Source organism: Bradyrhizobium sp. Mp27, assembly GCF_029953005.1.
GTDB classification, from domain to species: Bacteria; Pseudomonadota; Alphaproteobacteria; order Rhizobiales; family Xanthobacteraceae; genus Bradyrhizobium; species Bradyrhizobium barranii.
Genome location: NZ_JASAUS010000093.1, coordinates 1 through 19001, shown reverse-complemented (window position 1 = coordinate 19001; position 19001 = coordinate 1). Strand labels below are relative to the sequence as shown.

Here is a 19001-nt window from a genome sequence, read left to right as displayed (position 1 = left end):
CCAAGGTTCGCGTGCCTCCGTGCAGCAGGACGTCAGAAAGAACTACATCAGCATCGTGAACGACGCGCCTGATCACGAGCAGGCGGCGAGCACTGCGCCGCGGCCGCAGCCGGGCACGATGAAGGACTTCGTCGGCCGTCTCGCGACCGTGCTGAAGCGTCGCCTCCCCGCCGCACCGGGCCCGACCATCACGCCCTGACAGGCGCACCGGCTTCCGCGCGTCCTTGCGGGGGGCTGTCGATTTGAATCCATTTGGATGGATCGATGGAACCTTAATTTAATGGATGCCATCGTATGTGACGGAGGCGCGGCCGCCCGGGCTTCATTCTTCCGTCGCGCAGAAAAATCTATTCGATCTATTTACCAGTCCGAAAACGACGCTGCCACACATTGGATCGGATGAAGAGGAGTTGGCAATGACTTTGCTTAGGTCTTTCCTTGCCGATGAGACTGGCGCAACCGCCATCGAATACGGCCTGATTGCCGCCGGCATTGCGCTGGCGATCGTGACCGTCGTGAACAACACGGGCAGCCAGCTCCTCAACAACAAGTTCAACTCGATCAGCTCGTCGCTGAAGTAAAGGCCGCCTCGTAACGGCCGCCCTGGCCTGAGGCGACGTCCCTGCACGCGCCGGCTCCGGCGCGGCCGTCGGCGCACGCTCCCTCCCCGATCTCGTCATTGCGAGCGATAGCGAAGCAATCCAGAGTCCTTCCGCGGAGGAATTCTGGATTACCTCGCTGCGCTCGCAATAGCGCGTGGCCCGTAACGCACTCAAAATCATGTCCCGGACGCTACGCAACGTCCTTTAGGCAACCACATCCTCGCGCTCCCGCGCTTTGACGGCCTTTTGAGTCCTGATAGTCTTCGGCCCGGCGTGGTTCGACGGGCCATGCTCGATCATTGGACCAGAGCGATTTGAAGGATGCGGATGAGAAGCGTGACGCTCTTGGCTCTCAGCCTCATGTTTGTCGGCGCCTGGTCGCACGACAGCGCGAGAGGGCAGACTTCGGTCGCGCCGCCGGTCTCGCTTGCTCCACCCAATGCATCGCCGCCACGCGCGAGCGCCAAAACTTCCAGAATTCCGCCGGCGACGTCCGGCAGGGAGGCTTCGCCCCCTGTGATTGGCGGGCCTCCGCCGATGCCTAATCCGGCCGCCGACTACGATGGCTTCAGCGTAGGCACCGTCGACGACAACGACGCCTCAAGCCAGGTGGCGCCACCTGTGAGGTCACGCGCAGCAAAGGGCGCCAAGTCCAATTCCACGTCCGATCCCGATGCAAATGGCCTCGGCGGCGAGTCATCGGTCGATCAGGAAGACGAGGCGCTGAAACGAAAGCTGACGATCTGCAAAAACTGCAAGTAGGACGTTTGTAGCTCGGATTGCGCTTCCGCCTTCGCTCTTCGAGCTACGGCGGACAAGTCGCTCTATGGGCTACGGCAGCTCGCTGCATGGCTGACCTACCGCGCCCGTCGCCCACCCGTGCTTTACCCTCCTGCAATTTCCTGATCCTCTCTCCCCAATCGGCCGGAGCAACCGGCCAAGCCTGAGGAGAGAGACGCCATGAAGCTCGGCACCGCCATTGCGGAAATCATGAAGCGCGAGGGGATCGAGATCCTCTGCGGCTATCCGGTCAACCATCTGATCGAGCACGCGGCCAAGGCCGAGATCCGGCCGGTGATGGTGCGGCAGGAGCGCGTCGGGGTGCATATGGCGGATGCGATCTCGCGGGTGACGTCGGGGCGTTCGATCGGCGCGTTCTGCATGCAGCACGGGCCGGGCGCGGAGAACGCGATGGGCGGCGTTGCGCAGTGCTATGGCGAATCCGTGCCCGTGCTGGTGCTGCCAATGGGCTATCAGCGCCGGCTTGCGCATATCGAGCCGAACTTCAATTCCAGCGAGGCGATGAAGGCGTTTTCGAAATCGTCAGAGCCGATCATTCTGGCAGCCGAGGTCGGCAACATCTTCCGCCGCGCATTTACAAAACTCAAGAACGGCCGCGGTGGGCCCGTCATTGTCGAGATCCCCTCTGACATGTGGAACGAGGAGGTGCCGGAGCCGCTGAACTACACGCCGGTGCTGCGCACGCGCTACGGCGCCGATCCTGTTCATGTGAAGGAGGCAGCGGGCCTGCTCGTCAACGCGAAGCGCCCCGTGATCTATGCCGGCCAGGGCGTGCACTACGCGCAGGCCTGGCCGCAACTGAAGCGGCTCGCCGAGCGGCTCGCCATTCCCGTCACCACCAGCTTAGGGGGCAAATCATCGTTCCCGGAAACCCATCCGCTGTCGCTCGGCTCGGGCGGCCTCGCGGTACCGCGCGCGGTCCCGACATTCCTTGCTGAGGCCGACGTGATCTTCGGCATCGGCTGCTCGTTCACGGAAACCAGTTTCGGCGTCGCGATGCCGAAGGGCAAAACCATCATCCACTCCACGCTCGATCCGAACCATCTCAACAAGGATGTGGAAGCCAAGATCGGCCTCGTCGGCGATGCCGGCCTCGTGCTCGATGCGCTGCTGGAGGAGATCGGCAAGACCGTCACGGCGGATCGCGACGCGGTCGCGGCCGAGATCGCCGCTTCACACAAGGAGTGGCTGGCGAAATGGATGCCGAAACTCACCAGCAATGACGCGCCGCTCAGCCCCTATCGCGTGCTCTGGGACCTCCAGCACACCGTCGACATCAAGAACACCGTCATCACCCATGATGCCGGCAGTCCGCGCGACCAGCTCTCGCCGTTCTGGAAGGCGGTCGAGCCCCTCACCTATCTCGGCTGGGGCAAGACGACGCAGCTCGGCTACGGCCTTGGGCTGGCGATGGGCGCCAAGCTGGCAAAGCCCGACAAGCTCTGCATCAATGTCTGGGGCGACGCCGCCATCGGTTTCACCGGCATGGATTTCGAGACCGCGGTGCGCGAGCGCATCCCGATCATGTCGATCCTGCTCAACAATTTCTCGATGGCGATCGAGTTGAAGGTGATGCCGATCTCGACCGAGAAATACCGCTCGACCGACATCTCCGGCGACTATGCCGCGATGGCGCGCGCCTTCGGCGGCCATGGCGAGCGGGTGACAAGGCCGGAGGACATCATCCCCGCGATCAAGCGCGGCATCCAGAAGACGAAGGAAGGCGTGCCGGTGCTGCTGGAGTTCATCACCAGCAAGGAGACCGAGGTGTCGCGGCCGGGGACTTGAGCCGTTTGCACTAAGGCGGGGGCTCGGCGCTGGCTCCGGCCGCAGGAGATGTGATAATCGGGCTTGGTACCGCGTACGTCGCGGCGCTTAGCCGGATTATCAATGACCGCGCCTCCCCAGGACAAGGCCGCCGAGCTCGAACGGCAATTGCGATCCCAAGCGGCGGAGAATGCCCGCCTGCAAGCCGAGCTTGCCATTGCGCGCGACCGCCAGAACGCCAGCATGGAGATCCTGCGCACCATCGCCAACTCCTCGGGCGATGCGGAGGGCTCGCTGCAACAGATCGCGGAAGCGACCATGCATCTGTTCGGCGCGCCGAGCGCCACCATTCACATTGCGGAAGGCGACGGGTGGTCCAGGGTGATCCGGGTCGGCGACAGCTCCATGCGCGTCGGCGCCGGCGTGCCGCTCGCCCAGCTCAAGATCGGCGGCCGCAACATGCCCGGCACCATCGTGGCCGAGAACCGGCAGGTTCATGTCCCCGATCTCGACAATGTCGATCCGGCCATCGCCGACTGGCCCGGCATGCCTCACGCTCGCGCCGCCGGCACGCATTCGATGTCCGGCTCCCCGCTGCGGCTTGAAGGCAAGGCGATCGGCGCGTTGATCGTCTACCGCGATCGCCTCGCGCCCTTCACCGATGACGAGATGGCGCTGCAACAGAGCTTTGCCGACCAGGCCGCGATCGCGATCGAGAATGCCCGCCTGTTCAACGAGACGCGGGAATCACTGGAACGGCAGACCGCGACCGCCGACATTCTGAAAGTGCTGGCGAGTTCGCCCTCCGACGTGCAGCCGGTGTTCGACGCCGTCGCCGCCAACGCCAACCGGCTGATCGGCGGCTTCTCCACCGCGGTGCTGCGCTATGTCGACGGCGCCGCGCACCTCGTGGCATTCACGCCGGGTGATCCGGCCGGCGATCGTGTGCTGCAGGCATCGTTCCCGGTGCCATTCGCGCAGTTCCCGGCGTACCAACTCACGGCCCATGGTGAATCGGCGCAACTGCCGGATACCGAGCTCGAGCCGGCGGCACGCGACATCGCGCGCGCCCGCGGCTTTCGCAGCATGCTGTTCACGCCGCTGATGAGCGAGGGCGAGGCCAGAGGTGTCATCATCGCCACGCGGCGGACGACCGGCGCATTCGCCGAGCATCACGTGCGGCTGCTGCAGACCTTCGCCGACCAGGCGGTGATCGCGGTCAAGAATGTCAGCCTGTTCAACGCCACCAGGGAAGCGCTGGAACGGCAGACCGCGACCGCCGACATCCTCAAGGTGATCGCGGCCTCGCCGGCCGACGTCACGCCGGTGTTCCAGGCCATCTCCGACAGTGCCAAGGCGCTGGTCGGCGGACATTCCTCCACCGTCACCCGCGTCATCAACGGCATGCTGCATCTGGCCGCCTTCACCACCGACAACGAGGCCGGCAACGCGGAGCTGCGTAGCTCGTTCCCGGCGCCGCTTGCAGCATCGGGCATTCACAGCCGGGTGGCGACGAGTGGTGAATACGCCTTCCGCAGCGACATGCAGAACGAGCCCGACCTCACGGAGGCCATGCGGGAGCTGGCGCGGACGCGCGGCTATCGCAGCATCCTCGTGATTCCGATGCTGCGCGACGGCATTGCCATCGGAACCATCGGCGTGACGCGCCGCGAGGCCGGCCCTTTCCCGGACAAGGCGATCAGCCTGCTCAAGACCTTTGCCGACCAGGCCGTGATCGCGGTCGAGAACACCCGCCTGTTCAACGAGGTGCAGGACCGCACGCGGGAGCTCGCCAGATCGCTCGACGATTTGCGCGCCGCGCAAGACCGTCTGGTCCAGACCGAAAAGCTGGCCTCGCTCGGCCAGCTCACCGCCGGCATCGCGCACGAGATCAAGAACCCGCTCAACTTCGTCAACAATTTCGCCTCGCTCTCGGCCGAGCTGACCGACGAGCTGAACGAAGTCCTTGCGCCCGTCCCGCTCGCCGACGATCTGCGCGCGGAGGTCGACGAGCTGACAGGGTTGCTGAGGGACAATCTTGGAAAGGTCGTGCAGCACGGAAGGCGCGCCGATTCCATCGTCAAGAACATGCTTGCTGCATTCGCGCGAGGGCGGCGGCGAGCATCGGCTGAGCGACATCAACGCGCTGGTCGAGGAGAGCCTCAACCTCGCCTATCACGGCGCGCGTGCCGAGAAGCCGCTGTTCGACGTGACGATGAAGAGCGAGCTCGACCCGGCGGCAGGTTCGGCCGAGGTGTTTCCGCAGGAGATTTCCCGGGTGCTTTTGAACCTGATCTCGAACGGCTTCTATGCGGTGACCAGGCGCCAGATGGGCAGCGGCGCCGGCTACGAGCCGGTGGTGATCGCCGCGACCCGCGACCGCGGCGACAGCATCGAGATCCGCATCCGCGACAACGGCACCGGCATTCCGGAAGACGTGAAGGCGAAGATGTTCAATCCGTTCTTCACGACCAAGCCGGCCGGCGAAGGTACCGGTCTCGGGCTCTCGATGAGCCACGACATCATCGTGAAGCAGCACGGCGGCACGATCGACGTCACGACAGAGCCCGGCGCGTTCACCGAGTTCACGATCCTGTTGCCGCGAAAGAGCAGCTTTTCGGACCCGACCAGAGGATAGCGTCGCTCGCGAGGTGGTTTCATGAATCCAGCGCGGCTCATTCGGCGACAATTGCTGTCGCTGTCCGGCGTCGGCCTCACGCTGGGCGCGCTGTTCTTCGCGGCCGCGCTGACGCCGACGCTGATCCCGCGCAGCTATCTCACGCAAGGCGCCCTCGCCGGCGGCTGCTTTGCGATCGGCTATTTCGCCGGCGTCCTGTGGCGCCAGCTGTGGCACTATCTCGAACTGCCCGAGCCTTCGGCGCGCGCAAGATCAATTGCGAATGCGCTTGTCGCAGTCGGCTGCCTGCTCGTCGTCATCCTCGCCCTCGGGCGCACCGCCGCATGGCAGAACTCGATCCGCACCGTGATGAAGATGGCGCCGGTGGAGACCGCGCATCCGCTCAAGGTCTGCGCCATCGCCCTGATCACGTTCGTCGTGCTGCTGGCGCTGGGGCGGCTGTTCGCATTTGTCGCCCGCTTTCTCGCCGCGCGCACAAAACGCCTCGTTCCACGGAAGGTCGCGAACGTGATCGGCCTGCTCGCCGCGGCCCTGCTGTTCTGGTCGATCGCCAGCAATGTCCTGATCCGCACGGCGTTCAACGCACTCGACTCCTCCTTCCGCGAACTCGACGCCCTGCAAGAGCCCGAGCGGCCGCAACCGGCCGCCCCCGATCGAACCGGAAGTTCTGCATCGTTGGTGAAATGGAAGGAGCTCGGGCGCATGGGGCGCCGGTTCATTGCCTCGGGTCCGACCGCGACGGACATAAGCGCCGTTACGGGAGCGCCCGCGCAGAATCCCGTGCGCGTCTATGTGGGCCTCGGCAGCCGCGACACCGCGCAAGCGCGCGCCAGGCTCGCGCTCGAGGAGCTCAAGCGCCAGCACGGCTTCGACCGCAAAATCCTGATCGTCATCACGCCGACCGGCACGGGCTGGATCGATCCGGCCGCAATGGATACGGTCGAATATCTCCACCATGGCGATGTCGCGAGCGTCGCGATGCAGTATTCCTATCTCAACAGCCCGCTGTCGCTGCTGTTTCAGCCCGAATACGGTGCGGAAGCGTCGCGCGCGCTGTTCGCGGAGATCTACGGCTATTGGACGACGCTGCCGAGGGATAAACGGCCGAAGCTGTATCTGCACGGACTGAGCCTTGGCGCCATGAACTCGGAGAAATCCGTGGAGCTGTTCGAGACGATCGGGGATCCCATTGCCGGCGCGCTGTGGAGCGGGGCACCATTCGAGAGCCGCATCTGGCGCTCGGTCACCGCGAACCGCAATCCGGGATCGCCGGCCTGGCTGCCGGAATTCCGCGACGGCCGCTTCGTGCGCTTCATGAACCAGAACGGACCGACGGTGCCGCCGGATACGCCCTGGGGGCCAATGCGCGTCGTCTATCTGCAATATGCCAGCGACGCGATCACCTTCTTCGCCTACCGCGACGCCTATCAGGCGCCGGACTGGATGAATGCGCCGCGCGGACCGGACGTGTCGCCGGAGCTGCGATGGTATCCTGTCGTGACGATGCTGCAGCTTGCCCTCGACATGGCGGTCGCGACCGCGGCGCCGATGGGCTTTGGCCACGTATACGCGCCCGAGCATTACGTCGATGCCTGGGTCGCGGTGACAGATGTCAATGATTGGTCCGCCGAAGCACTCGCGCGTCTCAAGGAACAGCTGGCGGCGAAAGCGCGGAAGACGAACGCAGGTGAAGCCGGCGACGATCCCGATCGCGGCGGCTGACCCCTACTCCGCCATCTCCACCTGCTGCGTGACGGAGGGGCCGGCGAGCGGCCGCTCCTCCATCATGATCAGGCAGAGCGAGGCGGTGGTCATCAGCGCGGTGGCGGCACCGAAGACGTAGCGAAACGCGTGCCTCATATCCTCGACGGGAATCGCGGGGATGCTGCCTGCGGCATGGTGCTCGCCGGCGAGCGGAATGTCGGCGCCGAGCGCGATCAGCAGGATCGCGGCGAAGGCTGCGACCGTGAACGAGGACATCAGCGAGCGGAAGAAGTTCATCGCGCCGGTGATGGTGCCGACTTGCGGGCGCGCGACCGAATTCTGCAGCGAGACCACGCAGACCGGGAAGGTCGTGCCGAGGCCGAGCGCGAACGCCGCCATCAGCGTCAGCAGAGCCCACAGCGGCAACGTGGTGACCGTGAGACCGAGCGCGCAAAGCGCGGCCCATGACGTGCCGACGATGGCGACGCGCTTGTAATGCTTGGCGCGCGCCATGGTGCGGCCGGCGATCGCAGCACCACAGGTCGAGACCGCCGCGAGCGGGATCAGCGCAAGGCCGGCCTCGCTGGCGCTGAGGTGATAGACCGACTCGTAATAAAGCGGCAGCTGCACGGTAAGGCCCGTGATCGCGCCGAGGCCGCAGCCGCCGGCCGTCAGCGCGAACGGCGCCACCGATCCCGTCAGCAGCTTCAGCGGCAGGAACGGCTCGTCGGCGCGGCGTGCGTGCCAGACGAAGGTGACCGCGAGCGCGACGGCGCCGCCCACCATCGCAAGCACGGTCGGTGACAGCCACGGATAGCGCGTGCCGCCCCAGGTCAGCACCAGCATGAAGACAACGGCGGAGGCCATCAGCAGGACGCCGCCGAGCCAGTCGACCTTGCGCTTGCGGTGGAACACCGGAATCTTCTTCATCTTCGGCAGCAGCATCGCGATCGCCGCGGCAGCAAGCGGCAGATTGATCCAGAAGATCATCGACCAGTGCAGATGCTCGGCGAACACGCCGCCGATGACCGGGCCCAAAATGCCGCCGACCATCCAGACGCTGGAGAAATAGGCCTGGTACTGGCCACGCTCGCGCGGGGAGACGACGTCGGAGATCACGGTCTGCACGACAGGCATGATGCCGCCGCCGCCGAGGCCCTGAAGGCCGCGCGCCAGAATCAGCATCGGCATGCTCGGCGCGATCGCGCACAGCACGGAGCCGGCGACGAACAGGCTGAGCGAGATGATGATCATCACGCGCCGGCCGTAGATATCGCTCAGCGTCCCGAACACCGGCGCGACCGCGGTCGAGGCGAGCAGATAGGCGGTGATGACCCAGGAGAGATTGGAGACATCGTGAAACTGGCGCCCGATGGTCGGCAGCGCGGTCGCGACGATGGTCTGGTCAAGCGCAGCCAGGAACATCGTCAGCATCAGGCTGATCACGATGGTCCGGACCTCGTCCTGCGACAACGGCGCCGGCGGCGCGAGCGAAGGCGCGTCGTCGACGCTCAAGACCTCGCTGGGAAGGCGGGACAGCTCTTCGGCAATGTCGTCAGGCAACGCCTGAATGTCGGCAGAACTGCTCTGCCGGTCGAACTTGTTCATCTCGATCGGAAGCCGTGAGGCGGCGCAACACCGCGAAGGATTCGTTCTATGCAGGCAATGTAGAGAGGAAAGTTCTTCTCAGGCAGGCACCGCGGCGCATGGGTGCATCCCGCCGCGGGGTCATCGCGATGACTTGATTCGACGTCGCAGGCGGATCAGTCCTTCGGGCGTCGCTTCAGACGTGCCCGTTTCGGCAGCTGCGCCGGCCATTGCACGATGTGGTCCTCGAGCTCCTCGTCCGGGATCTCCTCCTCGCTGCCCTCGACCCGGCCGCGGACGGAGACGCCGGCTTCATGAACGGTGTTGGGATCGCCCGAGACCAGCGGATGCCACCAATAGAGGTCGCGCCCTTCCGCGACCAGCTTGTAGCCGCAGCTCGGCGGCAGCCAGTTCAGGGTGCGGACATTGGCCGGGGTCAACCGGACGCAGTCGGGAACCTTGGCGGAGCGATTCGGATAGTCCTTGCAGCCGCAGGTCCCGGCATCGAGCAGCTTGCAGCCGACGTGGGTGAAATAGATATCGCCGGTATCCTCGTCCTCGAGCTTGTTCAGACAGCAGCGGCCGCAGCCGTCGCACAGGCTCTCCCATTCGGCCGTCGACAGCTCTTCCAACGTCTTGGTTTTCCAGAAGAATCCTTCCTGGCCTGAAGGTCGTTTGGGAGCTGCGGTCATGCGCCTCAACAAGGGTTCGAAAGAGCTACGGCTCGTTCATCTACGGCGTGCGGCCGGGACGCTGCAAGCAACGCCCAATTGAGGCCCGTAATGAACCGGGGTCAATTAGGCCTGTTGTTCAAAATCGCGAGCCTGACCATTGGTTTATAGGCCCTGCTCGGCTAGAAGGAACAGCAAGTCCCCTCCGACGCGAAACCGGCGCCTTGGGTTTGCCGTAACATTCCCTCAAGACGTCTCGGTGCCGCCCGGCCGGGTGCCTGAACGCTGTCGAACCGAGCCTCAAGGGTTCTAGGTGGTCCAGAACACACCATCCAACTGGAAGAGCCGCGTCCGGAATTTCTTTCTGGACCTCGACGCGCGCATCGATTCCTCGCTGTTCTCCTCCGCCAAGGGCATCCGCGAGCTCTACGAGCGCTACTCGACCTTCATGGACCGCTTCTATGTCGGGCGGTGGAAGCGCTGGGTGTTCATCGAGCCGCTGTCGGAGGCCGCGACGCTGGGCCTCGGCGGCCTGGTGGTGATGCTCACCCTCGCCATCCCCGCCTTCCGCGAGACCGCGGACGAGGATTGGCTGAAGAAGTCCGACCTGGCGGTGTCCTTCCTCGACCGCTACGGCAACCCGATCGGCAGCCGCGGCATCAAGCACAACGACTCGATCCCGCTGGAAGACTTTCCGGACGTGCTGATCAAGGCGACGCTCGCCACCGAAGACCGCCGCTTCTACGAGCATTTCGGCATCGACATCGCCGGCACCGCGCGCGCGCTCGTCACCAACGCCCAGGCCGGTGGCGTCCGCCAGGGCGGCTCCTCGATCACCCAGCAGCTCGCCAAGAACCTGTTTTTGAGCAACGAGCGCACCATCGAGCGCAAGGTCAACGAGGCCTTCCTCGCGGTCTGGCTGGAATGGCGCCTGACCAAGAACGAGATCCTCAAGCTGTACCTCGACCGCGCCTATATGGGCGGCGGCACCTTCGGCGTCGACGGCGCAGCCCACTTCTACTTCAACAAATCCGCGCGCGACGTGACGCTGGCGGAAGCCGCGATGCTCGCCGGCCTGTTCAAGGCGCCGACCAAATACGCGCCCCACATCAACCTCCCCGCGGCGCGTGCTCGCGCCAACGTCGTGCTCGACAATCTCGTCGATGCCGGCTTCATGACCGAGGGCCAGGTGTTCGGCGCCCGCCGCAATCCGGCCTTCGCAGTCGATCGCCGCGACGAAGCCTCGCCGAACTACTATCTCGACTACGCCTTCGACGAGATGCGCAAGCTGGTCGACACCTTCCCGAAATCCTACACCGAGCGCGTCTTCGTGGTGCGCCTTGCGATCGACACCAACGTGCAGAAGGCAGCGGAAGACGCCATCGAGAACCAGCTGCGCCAATTCGGCCGCGATTATCACGCGACGCAGGCCGCGACCGTCGTCTCCGATCTCGACGGCGGCATCCGCGCCATGGTCGGCGGCCGCGACTACGGCGCCAGCCAGTTCAACCGCGCCACCGACGCCTACCGCCAGCCCGGCTCGTCGTTCAAGCCTTACGTCTACACCACCGCGCTCCTCAACGGCTTCACGCCGAACTCGATCGTGGTCGACGGCCCGGTCTGCATCGGCAATTGGTGTCCGCAGAACTATGGCCATTCCTATTCCGGCTCGGTGACGCTGACGCAGGCGATCACGCGCTCGATCAACGTCGTGCCCGTCAAGCTGTCGATCGCGATCGGCCAGAAGGAACAACCGAAGGCGCCGAACCCGGCCAAGCTCGGCCGTGCCAAGATCGTCGAGGTCGCCCGCCGTTTCGGCCTCAAGGCGCCGCTGCCCGACACGCCGTCGCTGCCGATCGGCTCGGACGAAGTCACCGTGCTCGAGCACGCCGTCGCCTACGCCACCTTCCCCAACCGCGGCAAGGCGGTGACGCCGCATTCGGTGCTGGAAGTGCGCACCGGTGCCGGTGATCCGGTCTGGCGCTGGGACCGCGACGGTCCGAAGCCGCGACAGGCGATCCCGGCCTCCGTTGCCGCCGACATGGCCGGCATGATGAGCCACGTCGTCAGCGAAGGCACCGCGCGCCGCGCCGCGCTCGACGGCATTCCGACCGCCGGCAAGACCGGCACGACCAACGCGTATCGTGATGCCTGGTTCGTCGGGTACACCGGCAATTTCACCTGCGCGGTGTGGTACGGCAATGACGACTATTCGCCGACCAACCGCATGACCGGCGGCTCGCTGCCGGCGCAGACCTGGCACGACATCATGGTCACCGCGCATCAGGGCGTCGAGGTCCGGGAAATCCCCGGCATCGGCATGGGCCAGAAGCTGCCGCCGCAGCCGACGGCAGCGCAGGCCAATGCGGCGCCGAAGGTGCTGGAGACCAAGCCCGGCCCGCCGCCCGTGCTGACCAAGCGCGGCGCCGACGTCCTGGTGCGCGTCGAGAAGCTGCTCGATGACGCCGCCAGGACCGCGACCAAGGCGGCTGCCGACGACGACAAGCTGGCCAAGCCGGCCTCGTCGACGAGCGCGCTCGCCTTCCCGCAGAACTATGCGGAAGAGAATGCGAATGCATCCGTTCCGCGCAAGAACTGATCGAAACCCGTGCGGCTGATCCTGATCACATTGACGGCCCTTCTGCTCGCGAGCGTGGTCGGCGTCGGCGCGACCTGGATGACGACGACGCGCGGCACCGAGATCGGCGCGCTGACCATCGGCCCCTGGACCGCCCGCCCCCGCACCGGCACCGCCGACGTCGATCCCTATTCGCGCGCCACCATCGTGCGCAACGGCGAGTTGCCGATCGGCACCGGTGACGGCGTCGCCTTCACCGCGACCGCCGACGAGAAGAAGAAGGCGCTCGACGGCCGCTGCGACGTCGTCGTCTCCGGCGTGACGCCGCCGGCGCGGTTCTGGACGCTGACGCTGTACGACCGCAAGGGCCATCTCGTCGCCAATTCGCTGCAGCGCTACGGCTTCACCAGCCAGGAGATCGTGCGGCAGTCCGACGGGACGTTCGAGATCCGCATCGCCTCGCGCTCGCGCGCCGGCAACTGGCTGCCGACCGGCGGCATCGAGCGCTACGCGCTGATGCTGCGCCTCTACGACACCCCTGTCGGCGTCGCGACGCGCACCCAGCGCGATGCGCCGATGCCCACGATCAAGACGGTGGGCTGCTCATGATCCGCCTGATGTTCACCATCGTCGCAGGCGTGGTGCTGGGCCTCGTGGTCCATCTCGTCAGCGTGCTGGCGCTGCCGCGGATCGCGACACAGGACGCCTATTCGCGGCTGACGCCGATGACCAAGCTCAACGCCGTGACGCAGCTTCCTCTCGCCGATCCCAACAATTCGCCGATGCCGTTCATGGACCCGGCCTTCGCGATCGCGATCTGCCGCTACGACCTCACGGGCGGGCCGCTCAAGCTTACGGTGCCGGTGAGCCAGGCCTACACCTCGGTGTCGTTCTACACCCGCAACGAGATCGCCTATTACGCCATCAACGACCGCTCCGCCGGCAAGAAGGTGATCGAGCTCGACCTGATGACCGAGCCGCAGCACAACGAGCTGCCCGAGGACGAAGAGATCACTGCGGCCGACCGCCTGATCATCGATTCCCCGAGCACGACCGGCCTGATCGTGATGAAGGCACTCGCCGCCGAGCCCGGCCTGATGCAGCAGGCGCAAAGCTCGCTTGCAGCGGCCAGTTGCGGACCGCAGACCGAGCAGCCGGCCAAGGCCGAGGCGCCGCGCGGACGGCGGTGATGCGCGGCCGCTTCGACGAGCGCTAAACAAAAACTGAAAAAACAACCCCATGCACAGTAGCGGGGGCATTGAAACTGTTAGCCAATTTGAACGACCGATCAGCAGCAGCGCGACCTCGGCGGCGAGACCATTTTGGCCGCCTTTGACACGTCGGGCAAAACACTGGCATGATGGCAACATCGAAAGTTCGTAACACCCGCGGCGGAGCAATCCGCCGCGTTTTTTCATGTCGTAGCACAGGTTGCCGTGATCTAAGGATCACCATCGTCCCCCGCCGCTCGAAAACGCAATCCACTGCGTCGGGTACCTGGCGGAAAGTCCCTGCCCTCAGTGTCAGTCCAAGCCTGGATCAATATCTCGGGCGGTGCGACTTCGCCCACTCGCGGGCATGCGCAATAGGCGCGCGCGGCGGCAGGATCGCGCGCAGCTTCTGCGTCGTCGGCAGGCTCTCCATGCGCTCCCGCCATCGACAGAAGGCCGGATATTTCGGGTACATGGCCTTGCCTTCCTCCGTCAGGCTGAACGCAAAGGTGCTCGGCAAAAGGTAGAAATCCGCGATCGAGAGTTCTGGACCGAGGAGATAGTCCCGACCATCGGCGAGCTCGCGCTCGATGGCCACGAGTGCGTTCTCGACCTTGGGCAGTGCGTGCGCCACCACCTTCTCGTCGGATGCAATCCCGAGCTCGGGAAACACCAGCCGCTCGTGGGTCACATGGTGGATCATGTAGGGATAGACGTAGGAATCGACGACACCGATCCATTGATTCATGCGAGCCCGAGCGTGCGGGTTCTGCGGCGTCAGCCGTGCTCCCGCGAACACCTCGTCGATGTAGCCGACGATGGCGCGCGTCTCGTAGACGGTGAAGTCGCCGTGCCGGAAGATCGGAACGCGGTTGAACGGATGGAGCGCGAGATGCTCGCTCCTGCCCATCACGGGCTCGAGGTCCTCGAAGCGGTAGGCCACGTCCTTGTGGGTGAGGACGAGCCGCACGATGTTGACGAACGTGCTGCGGGGAAAGCCGTAAACGATGGTCTCGGACATCTTTTCTCCTCCCGGTTCGCTTGCTGTCGATCGGGCTCGATCAGCGCCAGAACGGCTTGTTCGCTTGCTCCAAGGCCTCTTCCCGGGTGAGCCCGAGATCGGCAAGGAGATGGGGATTGTCGGCAATCGCGCGAAGATCGTCGCGCTGATTTATCCGCTCGATACGGGCAAGCCATCTGCCGATCAACGCCTGCCATGAATTTTGTTTATGATCCGCAGCCGTCGCGCTGCGTCGAACTCGCGCCGGAAAACCGCGAACGGCAATAGGTATTGACATTTATTGCCTCCAACTCCCATGATTTCGTGTCGTGGCCGCCTGCATAGGGCCGGCGGGGCAAAGTCCGCAAAGCATCGTTTCTCGGGCCAGCCCCAATTTTTCTCATGAAGTCCCTCAGGAAGGTTCGTCATGCGCCCGCGTTTGCCACCGCTGAACGCACTAAAGGCCTTCGAAGCCGCAGCCCGCCACGAGAGCTTCACGCGGGCCGCCGAAGAGCTGTGCGTCACGCAAGGTGCGGTGAGCCATCAGGTCAAGGCGTTGGAAACGGAGCTCGCCATCAAGCTGTTCAGCCGCGAGCGCCAGCGCCTGATCATCACGGAAGCGGGCCGCGACTATCTCGCGGTGATACGCGATGCGCTGGACCGAATTGCCGCGGGTACGGAGCGGCTGTTGCAGCGACAGAACGCAGGCGTGCTCACGGTCAGCACCTCCCCGGATTTTGCCGCCAAATGGCTGGTGCATCGCCTCGGCCATTTCGCGGAAGCGCATTCGGGAATCGATCTCCGCGTCTCGGCAACGATGCATCACGTCGATTTTGCGCGTGAGGAGGTCGATCTTGCGGTCCGCCATGGCGATGGAAACTGGCCGGGCCTCGATGCCACAAGGCTCTGCACGGAACGGCTCTTCGCCGTGTGCAGTCCCAAGCTGCTGTCGGGACGCCGCCGCATCGGCGGGGTCGCGGATATCCTGAGATTTCCCCTGATCCACCTCGACAGCAGATCCGACTGGGCAAATTGGCTACGTGGCGTCGGCATTGACGACGCCGATGTCACGCATGGTCCGGTACTCAATCGCGCCAGCATGGTCATCGATGCCGCAATCAATGGCCAGGGCATCGCCCTGGCCCGCACGACATTAGGGGCCTGGGACCTGATCAATGGACGGCTGGCGCTGCCCTTCCCGGAGTCGGTGCCATTGTCGAAGAGCTATTGGATCGTCTGCCCCAAGGCGACCGCGTCACTTCCGAAGATTGCGACATTTCGTGACTGGCTGCTCGCGGAGGCGTCGAGCGACCTGCGTCTGCTTAAATCCGTCACCGGGACACCAAAGGCAGCGAGGCGGCGATAGGCCTCTTTCCGGCGATTTTCTCGTCCGCGGAGAATAGTCCAAGGTGGTAAGCCGCCGGGGATTCGGCTGATATCAACGCAATCCGAACGACAGCACCGATGCGATCAGCGACAATCCCGCGAGCAGCAGAAGCGCCAGCACGGTCCTGCGAAAGGTCTCATCGTTGATCTTGCCGAACAATTTGAAACCGGACCAAAGGCCGGCGACCATGAAGGGAACGCCGAGCGCATAGAGCACCAGCGTCTCCCTGGTGGTGGTGCCGGCTACGGCTTGAGCGGTCGAAATGACAACGAACGCCACGAACAACACCGGCTGAAACACCGCGCGCTACGCATGTTTGCAACGCCCGCGATTCTAGACTAGCCTGCTCCTCAGCCCCACGCCCTGCCGTAAGCAGGTGTGAAGCTCCCCGCCACGACGGATTACGGGCAAGTCCAGTTTCGCGCACCAGCGCATTTTTTCCGTCGTGACCATGCGAAACAATTCCGCCGCGTTCGGCTCGGGCGCAATCATCGGTACCTTGGGCGGCCTCATCGGCCTCGGGGGCGCCGAGTTTCGTCTGCCGCTGCTCATCAGCTTGTTCAGGTTTCGCGGTCTTGAAGCCGTGGTCCTCAACAAGGCGACGAGCCTGATCGTTGTGGCCAGCGCACTGCCATTTCGTGCCCGCGCCGTTCCCTTTGCCGAAATATATGCGCATTGGCCGGTCATCCTGAACCTGCTGGCTGGCAGCCTTGTTGGCGCCTATGCCGGAGCATCCTGGGCGACGCGCCTCAAGTCCGAAACGCTCTACAAGGTCATAGCCGTCTTGTTGCTGCTGATCGCAGGTGTGCTTCTGTTCGCACACAGCACTGCGGCAGCACCCGCCCCGGCGCTGACTGGCATGTACCTGCTTATCGCGGGCGTAGCGGCAGGCTTCGTGATTGGCATCGTGGCGTCGTTGCTCGGCGTTGCCGGTGGAGAGTTCCTGATCCCCACCCTGATCCTGCTGTTCGGCGCGGACGTCAAGCTGGCAGGCAGCCTCTCACTCGCGGTAAGCCTTCCGACGATGCTCGTGGGCTTCGCGCGCTATAGCCGCGATCAGAATTTTTCAGTGCTCCGCGCCAACTGGCAGTTCATGCTTGCAATGGCGATCGGATCGATCGTCGGTACATTCATCGGCGGCTTGCTGCTCGGCGTTGTCCCGAATTCGATTCTTTTGCCGGGATTGGCTGCGATCCTGGTCATCTCAGCCGTGGAGATATGGCGGCACGAGTAGAGCTGGCTCAGCCGTGATGCGTTCGATCCATCCGCGCCCAGAGCAGCGCGAACGGACCGAGCGCAATGCCGACCGCAAGAACGACGAACGCCAGCAGCCAGCCGGTCGCGCTCTGTGGGCCGCCGGCGGCGTCGAGCGCGGCGCCGGTTCCCCAGGCTCCGACCGCCGACAGACCGAAGCCGACCGTCGAATGCAAGGCCAGGGTCGCGCCGCGATGTTCGGAAGTCGCCGCGGCAGACATGCCGGCAGTCAACGCACCTGAATCGGCGGGCACGGTCAGGCCATAGGCGAGCAGCAGCAGTGCGAGCACCCATGCCGGCGCCGTCGTGTTGAGCCCGATGACCAGCGCGACGCAGGCCGATGCGATCATGACGATCGTGATCGCCCGATGGCGGCCGAATTTCAGCGCGGCCTCGTTGCCGAGGATGCTTGCGGGCATCGAGATCACCGCAAAGCAGAAGCTCAGCACGACGGGACTCAACCAAGACGGCGTGCCCTGGTGCGCAACGACGAAGGTCCAGAACCCGACCAGCCAGGTGCGGATGCCGTAAAGCTCGAAGCAATGCGCGCCGTAGCCGAGGATGTAACCGAGCGCCTCGCGGTTGGCGAAGACGGGCGCGAAGTTGAGCAGACGCCCCGCCTTCGGCGCGGGCCGCTGCTCCCGCATCAGAAGGCACGCGATGACCATGGCGACGGGACCGAGGCCGGTGACGAGGAAGGCGGTGCGCCACCCCCAGCGGTCGGCGATCAGTTGCGCGACCAGGAACGAGAGGCCGACGCCGACGGAGAAGCTCGACGTGTAGAGAGTAACGGCGCGCGAGGTGTCGCCGGTGGGAAGCCGGTCCGTCAGCGCCTTCAGGCCCGGCATGTAGGCGCCGGCAAATCCAAGCCCTGCAAGGGACCAGATCGCGGTCGCCGACCAGAACCCTTGCGCGAAGATTCCGAACGCAGCGGTCGCCAGCCCGCTGACGATCGAGCCCCAGAGCAGGACAATCCGCGCGTCGACCCGGTCGGTCAATGTCGTCAGCACGGGCACCGCGAGCATGTAGCCGAATGCATAACCGCTTGCCATCAACCCGCCTTCGGCGGCGGAGAGGCCCCACTCCGGCATCAAATGCTGCGCCAGATTTGCGGACAAGGTCACATGCGGCAGCAGGTTGCCGACCTGCCCTATGCACATCACCGCAATCAGAGACCGACCGCCGAGCCTACGAATTTTGTTCTCCTACCTGGAGAGGCGTTGAGTTTGCCCGCTCCGCGCGAAGCAGCAAGAGCGCGAAGAAGGCCGAGACCGAGACGAGCGCGCTGATCCACAGCGCACTGCTGCCGATGTGCTCCACCATCAGCCCCAATGCGAGCGGCGCGGCGGCACCCGTCAGTCTAGAAGGCAGCGAGATCATGCCGACCCGCCTGCCGAACCCGGCCGGCCCAAACAGCGCCAATGGGAGTGTCCCACGGGCAATGGTGATGATGCCGTTGCCCGCTCCGTACAGCACCGTGAAGGTCGACGCCAACAAGGGTCCGCCCATCACCAGCGCAACGACGCCGATCGGATTCATCAGCATGGCCAGCCTCGCCGAGAGCAGCGGATGAAACCGGGCGAGCCATCCTGCTTCCAGCAGACGCGCGCCGACTTGCGCAGGTCCTACCAACGCTCCCGCGAGCAAGGCCTGAGCGGGTGTCGCGCCGAACGCAACCAGCATGGTCGGCAGAAAGAGCTGGCCCCGCAAATTCGGACAGTAGCTTGAGTGGATTTTCTGCCTGACAGCGGCGAGGATTCTTGCTGCGAATCAGGAGCGAAGATGACGAAGAAGAGCCGCC

At 64.8% G+C, this 19001-nt stretch carries 16 protein-coding genes and 2 pseudogenes; 12 read left to right on the top strand and 6 right to left on the bottom strand.

Annotated elements, in window-relative coordinates; all coding sequences use genetic code 11:
• Window positions 1–19: 19 nt before the first annotated feature.
• From QJT78_RS33695 to QJT78_RS33670, 6 genes and pseudogenes are all read left to right on the top strand, one after another.
• Window positions 20–199 (top strand): hypothetical protein, encoded by a 180-nt coding sequence (locus QJT78_RS33695; RefSeq protein ID WP_028149907.1) that lies wholly within the window; start codon window positions 20–22, stop codon window positions 197–199.
• 217 nt (window positions 200–416) lie between these two features.
• Complete coding sequence (locus QJT78_RS33690) at window positions 417–581, top strand: Flp family type IVb pilin (protein ID WP_014496710.1); 165 nt, start codon at window positions 417–419, stop codon at window positions 579–581.
• A gap of 348 nt (window positions 582–929) precedes the next feature.
• Complete coding sequence (locus tag QJT78_RS33685) at window positions 930–1364, top strand: hypothetical protein (protein ID WP_028149908.1); 435 nt, start codon at window positions 930–932, stop codon at window positions 1362–1364.
• A gap of 189 nt (window positions 1365–1553) precedes the next feature.
• Window positions 1554–3191: pseudogene (locus QJT78_RS33680) on the top strand (thiamine pyrophosphate-requiring protein); the annotation flags it as partial.
• 102 nt (window positions 3192–3293) lie between these two features.
• Window positions 3294–5808, top strand: a pseudogene (locus QJT78_RS33675) (GAF domain-containing protein).
• Window positions 5809–5829: 21 nt separating this feature from the next.
• Entirely contained in the window at window positions 5830–7530 is a 1701-nt protein-coding gene (locus QJT78_RS33670) for an alpha/beta-hydrolase family protein (protein ID WP_028149911.1), read from the top strand.
• A gap of 3 nt (window positions 7531–7533) precedes the next feature.
• Here QJT78_RS33670 and QJT78_RS33665 read toward each other — a convergent pair whose 3' ends face one another.
• Window positions 7534–9120: an MDR family MFS transporter gene (locus tag QJT78_RS33665; protein WP_028149912.1), complete on the bottom strand. Its 1587-nt coding sequence runs from the start codon at window positions 9118–9120 to the stop codon at window positions 7534–7536.
• Window positions 9121–9275: 155 nt separating this feature from the next.
• On the bottom strand, window positions 9276–9791 hold the full coding sequence (locus QJT78_RS33660; protein ID WP_014496718.1) for a YcgN family cysteine cluster protein: 516 nt from the start codon (window positions 9789–9791) through the stop codon (window positions 9276–9278).
• Between the two features lie 292 nt (window positions 9792–10083).
• On the opposite strand from QJT78_RS33660, the gene QJT78_RS33655 reads away from it, so the two are divergent.
• Genes QJT78_RS33655 through QJT78_RS33645 form a run of 3 tightly spaced genes read left to right on the top strand, consistent with a single transcriptional unit; the run spans window position 10084 to window position 13538 of the window.
• Window positions 10084–12369, top strand: a complete 2286-nt coding sequence (locus tag QJT78_RS33655; protein ID WP_212479049.1) for a PBP1A family penicillin-binding protein — start codon at window positions 10084–10086, stop codon at window positions 12367–12369.
• 9 nt (window positions 12370–12378) lie between these two features.
• Complete coding sequence (locus QJT78_RS33650) at window positions 12379–12957, top strand: DUF1214 domain-containing protein (protein WP_028149914.1); 579 nt, start codon at window positions 12379–12381, stop codon at window positions 12955–12957.
• Window positions 12954–13538 (top strand): DUF1254 domain-containing protein, encoded by a 585-nt coding sequence (locus QJT78_RS33645; RefSeq protein ID WP_028149915.1) that lies wholly within the window; start codon window positions 12954–12956, stop codon window positions 13536–13538. The genes QJT78_RS33650 and QJT78_RS33645 overlap by 4 nt, the downstream gene beginning before the upstream one ends.
• A gap of 349 nt (window positions 13539–13887) precedes the next feature.
• On the opposite strand, the gene QJT78_RS33640 is transcribed toward QJT78_RS33645, so the two are convergent.
• Window positions 13888–14580, bottom strand: coding sequence for a glutathione S-transferase family protein (locus QJT78_RS33640; protein ID WP_038944277.1), 693 nt, complete (start codon window positions 14578–14580; stop codon window positions 13888–13890).
• Here QJT78_RS33640 and QJT78_RS33635 point away from each other — a divergent pair.
• The gene (locus QJT78_RS33635; RefSeq protein WP_155257828.1) at window positions 14567–14779 is read left to right on the top strand and encodes a hypothetical protein; all 213 of its coding nucleotides are present in this window, start codon (window positions 14567–14569) and stop codon (window positions 14777–14779) included. The two genes, QJT78_RS33640 and QJT78_RS33635, sit on opposite strands and share 14 nt — an antisense overlap.
• A 207-nt stretch (window positions 14780–14986) precedes the next feature.
• Window positions 14987–15925, top strand: coding sequence for a transcriptional regulator GcvA (locus QJT78_RS33630; RefSeq protein ID WP_028149917.1), 939 nt, complete (start codon window positions 14987–14989; stop codon window positions 15923–15925).
• A 72-nt stretch (window positions 15926–15997) separates the two neighbouring features.
• On the opposite strand, the gene QJT78_RS33625 is transcribed toward QJT78_RS33630, so the two are convergent.
• On the bottom strand, window positions 15998–16225 hold the full coding sequence (locus QJT78_RS33625; RefSeq protein WP_240537678.1) for a hypothetical protein: 228 nt from the start codon (window positions 16223–16225) through the stop codon (window positions 15998–16000).
• Between the two features lie 172 nt (window positions 16226–16397).
• Between QJT78_RS33625 and QJT78_RS33620 the strand changes: the two genes are divergently transcribed.
• The gene (locus QJT78_RS33620) at window positions 16398–17180 is read left to right on the top strand and encodes a sulfite exporter TauE/SafE family protein (protein WP_038952487.1); all 783 of its coding nucleotides are present in this window, start codon (window positions 16398–16400) and stop codon (window positions 17178–17180) included.
• A 7-nt stretch (window positions 17181–17187) separates the two neighbouring features.
• Here the strand turns inward: QJT78_RS33620 and QJT78_RS33615 are convergent, their stop codons facing one another.
• Window positions 17188–18360: an MFS transporter gene (locus QJT78_RS33615; RefSeq protein WP_028149920.1), complete on the bottom strand. Its 1173-nt coding sequence runs from the start codon at window positions 18358–18360 to the stop codon at window positions 17188–17190.
• Between the two features lie 28 nt (window positions 18361–18388).
• Window positions 18389–18883, bottom strand: coding sequence for a hypothetical protein (locus QJT78_RS33610; RefSeq protein WP_281460424.1), 495 nt, complete (start codon window positions 18881–18883; stop codon window positions 18389–18391).
• Between the last annotated feature and the right edge of the window lie 118 nt (window positions 18884–19001).

Bases quoted from the DNA above. Each gene is read 5' to 3' on its own strand.
- QJT78_RS33690 (WP_014496710.1), top strand. From the start codon at position 417: ATGACTTTGCTTAGGTCTTTCCTTGCCGATGAGACTGGCGCAACCGCC.
- QJT78_RS33685 (WP_028149908.1), top strand. From the start codon at position 930: ATGAGAAGCGTGACGCTCTTGGCTCTCAGCCTCATGTTTGTCGGCGCC.
- QJT78_RS33670 (WP_028149911.1), top strand. From the start codon at position 5,830: ATGAATCCAGCGCGGCTCATTCGGCGACAATTGCTGTCGCTGTCCGGC.
- QJT78_RS33665 (WP_028149912.1), bottom strand. From the start codon at position 9,120: ATGAACAAGTTCGACCGGCAGAGCAGTTCTGCCGACATTCAGGCGTTG.
- QJT78_RS33660 (WP_014496718.1), bottom strand. From the start codon at position 9,791: ATGACCGCAGCTCCCAAACGACCTTCAGGCCAGGAAGGATTCTTCTGG.
- QJT78_RS33645 (WP_028149915.1), top strand. From the start codon at position 12,954: ATGATCCGCCTGATGTTCACCATCGTCGCAGGCGTGGTGCTGGGCCTC.
- QJT78_RS33635 (WP_155257828.1), top strand. From the start codon at position 14,567: ATGGTCTCGGACATCTTTTCTCCTCCCGGTTCGCTTGCTGTCGATCGG.
- QJT78_RS33640 (WP_038944277.1), bottom strand. From the start codon at position 14,580: ATGTCCGAGACCATCGTTTACGGCTTTCCCCGCAGCACGTTCGTCAAC.
- QJT78_RS33630 (WP_028149917.1), top strand. From the start codon at position 14,987: ATGCGCCCGCGTTTGCCACCGCTGAACGCACTAAAGGCCTTCGAAGCC.
- QJT78_RS33620 (WP_038952487.1), top strand. From the start codon at position 16,398: ATGCGAAACAATTCCGCCGCGTTCGGCTCGGGCGCAATCATCGGTACC.
- QJT78_RS33615 (WP_028149920.1), bottom strand. From the start codon at position 18,360: ATGTGCATAGGGCAGGTCGGCAACCTGCTGCCGCATGTGACCTTGTCC.
- QJT78_RS33610 (WP_281460424.1), bottom strand. From the start codon at position 18,883: ATGCTGGTTGCGTTCGGCGCGACACCCGCTCAGGCCTTGCTCGCGGGA.